Origin of the sequence: Bacillus sp. 220_BSPC, from assembly GCF_001054655.1 — a bacterium.
In the GTDB taxonomy this organism is placed as follows: domain Bacteria; phylum Bacillota; class Bacilli; order Bacillales; family DSM-1321; genus Peribacillus; species Peribacillus frigoritolerans.
In genome coordinates, this window is record NZ_JVPL01000064.1 from 1 (window position 1) to 6,169 (window position 6,169).

Sequence of the window (6,169 nt, forward strand, 5' to 3'; positions counted from 1 at the left end):
GTTACTTAAGGGTAATCAGCTCACTAAAAGAAGAGTAAACCCTGTAAAAGGTTTACCCCAGTTGAAATTAAACTCTAATATTGAAACAACGTTTTTAATTGTTAACTCACGTAACTTAACTTTTTTGTTTCATTAATCCGTTCCATAGAATGAGCAACAGCAAATAAACCAATAGCCTTGATATAATATCTCTTCTGTTTTTATAGATATGTAAACTTAAGGTAATTAATTAGCACTATAGAAAAGAGAAGATTCTTCATCTTTAGCATCTTTACAATTCACCTTTTTAGGCGCTTCTTCCTTAAGTTGCTTAACACTCATTATTTTCCCTCTTTTCTTTGAATGTATGAACTAATGAAAGTTTCAATATAGCAGACAAATTAAAAAACCTAAGACTGGGTAATCCTATAAATTAATCAAATTCTTTAAATTTCCATTTTGTTTTCAGACTTACATCCTCAGACTCCTCTTCAAGAGAGACTTGGGTCTCAGTTGCTTTATTTTGACCATAGTATTTTCCTATGTAAGGAGTAGTTTCTTGATCCAAAGCAGCTAAAACTAACTGGCATATTCGTCTCCCTGCCTTTAACTCAATTGGCACACGATTTGCATTGTAAAGTTCCAATGTAATATGTCCCTCAAACCCTGGATCAACCCATCCAGCATTTTGAATAAACAGACCTAACCTTCCAATAGAGCTTCTGCCTTCAACGAAAGCAGACATATTATTAGGTAACTTAATAACTTCTATGGTTGTTCCTATTACAAAAGCTTGAGGCGGAATAATAATATGATCTTTGTAAATTTCTTTATAAGCAGCTGGTTTGTCCAGTGAAAAAAGAGGTGTGGAATATTTCAATCGTCAAAAAATGATTTCCTATCCGTAAATCAATAGAAGCTGATTGTAGTTGGGATTGTTTCAGTGGTTCAATGATAAGCTCTTGCTCCTTTATCTTCTTTAAGATTGTTTTATTGGATAGAATCACAATAGTTGTACCTCCCGAATCCATATTCTCTAATATAATCTAGCGACTGATAGTTATAAGCTTTCCTGACGTATTCGTCTCTTAATTTTTCTATTGACACTTATTACTAATTTGTGACTCAGAAAACCAATAAATAAGATGATGACCAATAATAAAGTAATGGTAGCGCCTGGTGGAGTTCCTAATGTATAGGAAGAGACCGATCCCAAAAAGATACTAAACATGGCAATAAGAACAGCAGTCACAATTACCACTATAAATCCTTTCATGAACCTTATCGCAAATGCAGCTGGCAAGACCAAAAGAGCTGAAACTAAAAGAACTCCGATCGTTGGTATAATAACTGAAATAGCTAAACCAACCGGCCGTTGGAAATATCTTATTCTTTGGTTTATAAAGTCTAAAGAGCGTCGTTATAGTGAAATTAAAGCTTTTTTAGGCGATATTCCCCAATGTTCTCATACAAAGCAACTTCGAGAACTAGAAACAGATGGCTTAATTAATCGCAAGATATATCGAGAGGTTACTCCTCGAGTTGAATATTCATTGACCACAAAAGGAGAGGAATTCATTCCTATTATTGATTTGATGGAAGAATTCGGGAGGAAGTTTGGAGAGCAAGTTGATTAATTAAGACAACGTTACCCCAATACCAGAGAAATTAAAAACAAAGGTGCACTCAGTAGAGGCACCTTTGTTTTTAATTCATAATGTATTTTTGTAAATCTATAAATAACCATACTGTTTTGAGGAATTATGCGTACTATTCCGGCTAAGCTATCCGGACCCGTTAATATTGTAATTCTGAGTGCATAAATAAGCCCTTCCATTCCGCCTCTTTTTTTAAAATACATTATCTAAGTATGAAACTGTATTAAATCCTTCTTCCTTTAGTTACATAAGATAAGAGCTGCCTTAAAGACAGCTCCGATCTTCAGATAAAGCCAACCATTAGTTCATTAAGAAAGGTAATTTCCATTTTATTACTTTCCAGGGTATGGATAGAGTATCACTCAACAAGCTGATCCTCAATAAAATGCTTACTCTTGATAACCTTTCCTTCCTTATTTTTATCATAAACATTGTATTCTTTTTGTGTTTCAGCATCTGACCAAATGATATATGCAATTAGATCATTCTTATGATGTTCTAGCCGATCTGTATTCATGTAACTTTCATCAAGCTGCCAGTCTCTTGGCAAATCTTCACTTTCCCTATAAAAGGATATATCAAAAATCCTGTTTTTTCCTTCCATTACTTTCATTTCTTCTTCAACCGAATGTTCCTTACTGTATTTTTCAACTATTTCTTTCAATTCAATTAAATCTTTTGGTGGATTTAGAATCATATAATGCTTTTTAACAGTCACATCTTCTTCATCCTTTTTACCAAAGATCTCTTCTGTATTTTCAATTTCGAAAATCTTTGTTTCCCCACTTGATTCCTCATTCTTTTTACATCCAATTAAGTTTAATGGAATTAAGAATATACAAATCATTAAAACTATAATTTTTAAATTAACTTTAATCACTCAATTTCCCCTCAAATGGTACATCCATTTCCATTACAGTAACAAAGGGCTTATATTTGCCATTATATTCATCATAATGCTGTAAGACAAACCAGGAACGGAATCCTGCTAAGTTGACATACTCCTTCTCAACATCTGGCCGATCCAACCCAAAATGATCATATAAACGAACACGCATGACTCCTTTAAAATGATTATTCTCAACAGAAAAATCTTTTACGGATACCGTATTCCCCCAAGTATCATTTACTGTAATTGTAAGACCACCTACTCGGTCACTCCAAGTGCTAAACGTCGGATAACTAGCATTTCTCTGTATCAAATTATAAAATTCATTTGAATTCTTTGTACTTTTATCCAACTTAAGTGCTGCCAAATTACCTCCATTTTTCTTTAGCTCATCAACTAAGGCATTTTTGACAAATTCAACATAGGCTTTCGTTGTTTCATGCTCACTCGCTTCTTTAGTTAAAGTCTGGTTTTTGTACTCTTTACCAGTTCCCTCTTTAAAATGATTAATCATATCTAAAATAACATCTTCCATATCTCCCATGGAAAACAAGCTTGTTGTCATATCCTCGAACTCATAAAAGAGAATACTTGGGAAATAAGATTCAAGTAATTGGAACCTGAACATCCAGCTAATGTCTTTTATTTCATCTTCTGTATAATCATTTGTTTTCATATCATTCGCTACATTTCCATTTTCATCATAGCCTTCTGGTCTATCTGATTGATAAATTTCTGTATCGGTAAAATCAGAGTACAACGGTCTCAAATCCTCATTATCAAACTTTCCATCTCCGTCACTATCTTTTCGGTCAGGGAAACTGGTTGGAAAGAAACCTTCAAAATGAATTTCAACTCCAAAAATTTCTACCGTGAATGATTTTAATTGCCCCATTTCTTGCCCATCGGTTAATCCATCTCCGTCACTATCCTTCTTATTAGGATCTGAGTTAATTATACCGTACGGTGTTTTCATTCCTTCAATTTCATAGCTGTCGTATAAGCCATCCCCGTCCGAATCTGTTTTATCAATTTCTACATCACCTGATATACCATTTTCGGCACCTCTTCCTACATCACCTACTGTCTTCATTGCAAGATTGTTAAGCAGATCTTTATTTACATCATGCGTCCTTGAGTAGTCTATTTCCCGTTTCCATAGCTCCAACCATTTTGCCTTATCAACAACCAGATATTCACCAAAGTGAGTAGTTTCCACACTTATTGTATTTTTACTTGTATCTAACACAGTGTTAATGCTTTCAAACATTTCCTCGTCTTCATTGTACCAAATGATGGCTAGATCATCTTCCAACGTGTCTCCGAGCTTCGCTTCATCATAAGTAAACTGAATGCTTGCTTTCTCAAATTCTGATTGCGTATTGATGCTTACAGGGGAACCAATAATACCGTGTAAATTAGTTGTTTTAATATTTATGTTGTTTGTGCTGCTAATTCTAGTCGTTTTATTAATATTATCCTTTGCACTAAACTCAACTTCTACGCTTTTAATTTCTGATTTATCAGGCTGAATCAATGATTTACTAATCGATTGTTTATAGAGTTCTTGTGAATCCTCGCTTCCGTCATTGTCGCCGTCTGCAGCATTCGGATTTGTCTTTAAAGCATATTCATCTCCATCACTTAACCCATCGTTATCTGTATCATACTTATTAGGTAATGAATCGAACTGATGTACTTCAAATCCGTCAGTTAAATCATCTTGGTCCGAATCTCCCTTAATCAAATTTGTTTGATTAGCTTGCTCGTCTTTATTACTCAGGCCGTCTTCATCGATATCTTCATCTGCATCACTTATGCCATTACGATCTGTATCAATTTTTGTCGGGGAAATAAATGATTTAACCTCATATTCAATATTGTCCTGCAATCCATCACCATCTGTATCCTTTTTAAATGGATTCATTCCCTCCAGGAATTCTATTCCATCTGTTATAGTATCGCCATCCGTTTCAGAGGTAGTTTCAAAGAATTCTGTGTTAAATGAATAGCCTGCTTTTTCAAGTCCGAATAACACTTGTTTATAAGCATTTTGATAGGATTTTGATGCAGGGACAGCTAGATCTTTTTCTAGAAACTCATTACCTTTTTCAGACATCTTCCCAGCGTTATTCAAATGAGCTTTTAGTTTATTTCCTTTGTGATCTGCTTGATCGGAGATATCCTTTAAGATGCCGATAGCATTTTTATTGACAATTTTATCCGATAAATAAAAATTAAAGAGTATATCTGCAAGTAATACTTCAGTTGGTTCATTAAAATCGTTTTTCGTTACATACCCCCATAAACATATGGTTAACTTATGTTTGATTTCCAAGAGCCGATCACTTTTAAGAACCGACTCATGTATATACTCCTCTTGAACAGCTTGTTCATATTGGTTAATCAATTGTTGAAGTACATCAAGTTCATTAATATCTTTTTGTTTAAAGTCTCCGATTTCATCAAATTCCGCTATCAGTTTAGAATCAAACTTAGCATTAGTTTCTTTTATGACTGTCGCGAAACGCTTTAATTCATTTATTGCAATCTGATCATAGATTTTTGCAATTCTGGTGTCCTCATAGAATTCATATTCACTTAACCACTGTTTTACATTTTGCTCACTAGAGTCATTGCCTTTGGCAACCACCGCTTGCCCAATTCCGCCGAAAATCATTGCAAAGATCAATAAAAAACTCAATATACTTTTTACATTATTTATCAACGTGATAATCACCTCTATAAAAATATTAATTTAACCTATTACGATATCATGGTTCCCATCCAAAGAAATATTGTCAAAATTCTTGAGTTAATGTCATTAAATGAACTCCTTTACAATTGTTATTTTCTAATAGCAACTAGTTAGTACCTATAAAAGCAAAATAGGAATTTACTCCAAACAACGATAATGCTGAATATTCTGAAATTTACCAAATCAGAAAGACACCTTGTGCATTGCCTTTTTAAATTTACCGAACATAAATAAATCTTTGAACCAATAGATTTTCGGACTGTAAACCAATGGCTGATTCCCGTTTAGCTCCTCAACCGTTTATATGAAACGTGTCAGAGGATGATGCTTTTTGTTCCTTGGACTGTGCCGAAAATGCAAAAAGCATTGAAGAGCATAAAATAAACAGTAACAGCTCTTATAATTCCTTGAGGGATAAAGTCATTTTTTCTCCTTTCCTCCCTAAAAAATAATTTTTTCAACTAAGTATTAGTTTACAGATTAAAAATATGGATTATAAGGTAAAAATTTCCTATATATTTTTATCAGACTTATGAATTAATGGTCTTATTTTTAGAGATTAAACCAATATATAGCCAATTTTCTTTAAATCCACCTTTTAATTCAGATGTACTTTCCTTTTCCTATAAGAAAAACCCTTTAGATATCCACAAAGGGGTAAAGCATCGTAACTTTTTTGCAAACATCACAACTTTATTCAAAATATCTCATTTTTTTATAAAAAACGTGACTATATTTTAGATACCACACTCTGTACAATTTTAGGGTTCATTTCTTTAGCCATTGCAGGTTTACTATGTAACCGATGAACGAACAAAAAAGACCTTCAATTGAAGGTCTCAGACTGTAGACAAACTCGATGAAAATCGAGTTTGTCTATTTTTA

The 6,169-nt window shown here is 33.5% G+C and carries 6 protein-coding genes; 1 reads left to right on the forward strand and 5 read right to left on the reverse strand.

The window, feature by feature from the left end:
• Window positions 1-412 precede the first annotated feature (412 nt).
• From dcd to ADA55_RS30270, 3 genes are read right to left on the reverse strand one after another with little or no spacing between them, the layout of a single operon-like run.
• Window positions 413-859: a dCTP deaminase gene (gene dcd / locus ADA55_RS03810; protein ID WP_309247774.1), complete on the reverse strand. Its 447-nt coding sequence runs from the start codon at window positions 857-859 to the stop codon at window positions 413-415.
• Entirely contained in the window at window positions 810-1,010 is a 201-nt protein-coding gene (locus tag ADA55_RS31310; RefSeq protein WP_373689745.1) for a 2'-deoxycytidine 5'-triphosphate deaminase domain-containing protein, read from the reverse strand. The genes dcd and ADA55_RS31310 overlap by 50 nt, the downstream gene beginning before the upstream one ends.
• A gap of 29 nt (window positions 1,011-1,039) precedes the next feature.
• The gene (locus tag ADA55_RS30270) at window positions 1,040-1,288 is read right to left on the reverse strand and encodes a metal ABC transporter permease (protein WP_275452464.1); all 249 of its coding nucleotides are present in this window, start codon (window positions 1,286-1,288) and stop codon (window positions 1,040-1,042) included.
• Between ADA55_RS30270 and ADA55_RS03815 the strand changes: the two genes are divergently transcribed.
• Window positions 1,209-1,616 (forward strand): winged helix-turn-helix transcriptional regulator, encoded by a 408-nt coding sequence (locus tag ADA55_RS03815; protein WP_275452465.1) that lies wholly within the window; start codon window positions 1,209-1,211, stop codon window positions 1,614-1,616. The two genes, ADA55_RS30270 and ADA55_RS03815, sit on opposite strands and share 80 nt — an antisense overlap.
• A gap of 379 nt (window positions 1,617-1,995) precedes the next feature.
• On the opposite strand, the gene ADA55_RS03825 is transcribed toward ADA55_RS03815, so the two are convergent.
• Both ADA55_RS03825 and ADA55_RS03830 read right to left on the reverse strand, forming a co-directional pair.
• A complete protein-coding gene (locus ADA55_RS03825) occupies window positions 1,996-2,517 on the reverse strand; it encodes a hypothetical protein (protein WP_048679278.1) in 522 nt (173 codons plus the stop codon).
• Window positions 2,510-5,254 (reverse strand): DUF3289 family protein, encoded by a 2,745-nt coding sequence (locus ADA55_RS03830; protein ID WP_048679280.1) that lies wholly within the window; start codon window positions 5,252-5,254, stop codon window positions 2,510-2,512. The genes ADA55_RS03825 and ADA55_RS03830 overlap by 8 nt, the downstream gene beginning before the upstream one ends.
• Window positions 5,255-6,169 lie beyond the last annotated feature (915 nt).

What these genes read in the sequence shown, in the direction of transcription:
- ADA55_RS03815 (WP_275452465.1), top strand. Translation starts at nt 1,209, where the DNA reads ATGGCAATAAGAACAGCAGTCACAATTACCACTATAAATCCTTTCATG.
- ADA55_RS31310 (WP_373689745.1), bottom strand. Translation starts at nt 1,010, where the DNA reads ATGGATTCGGGAGGTACAACTATTGTGATTCTATCCAATAAAACAATC.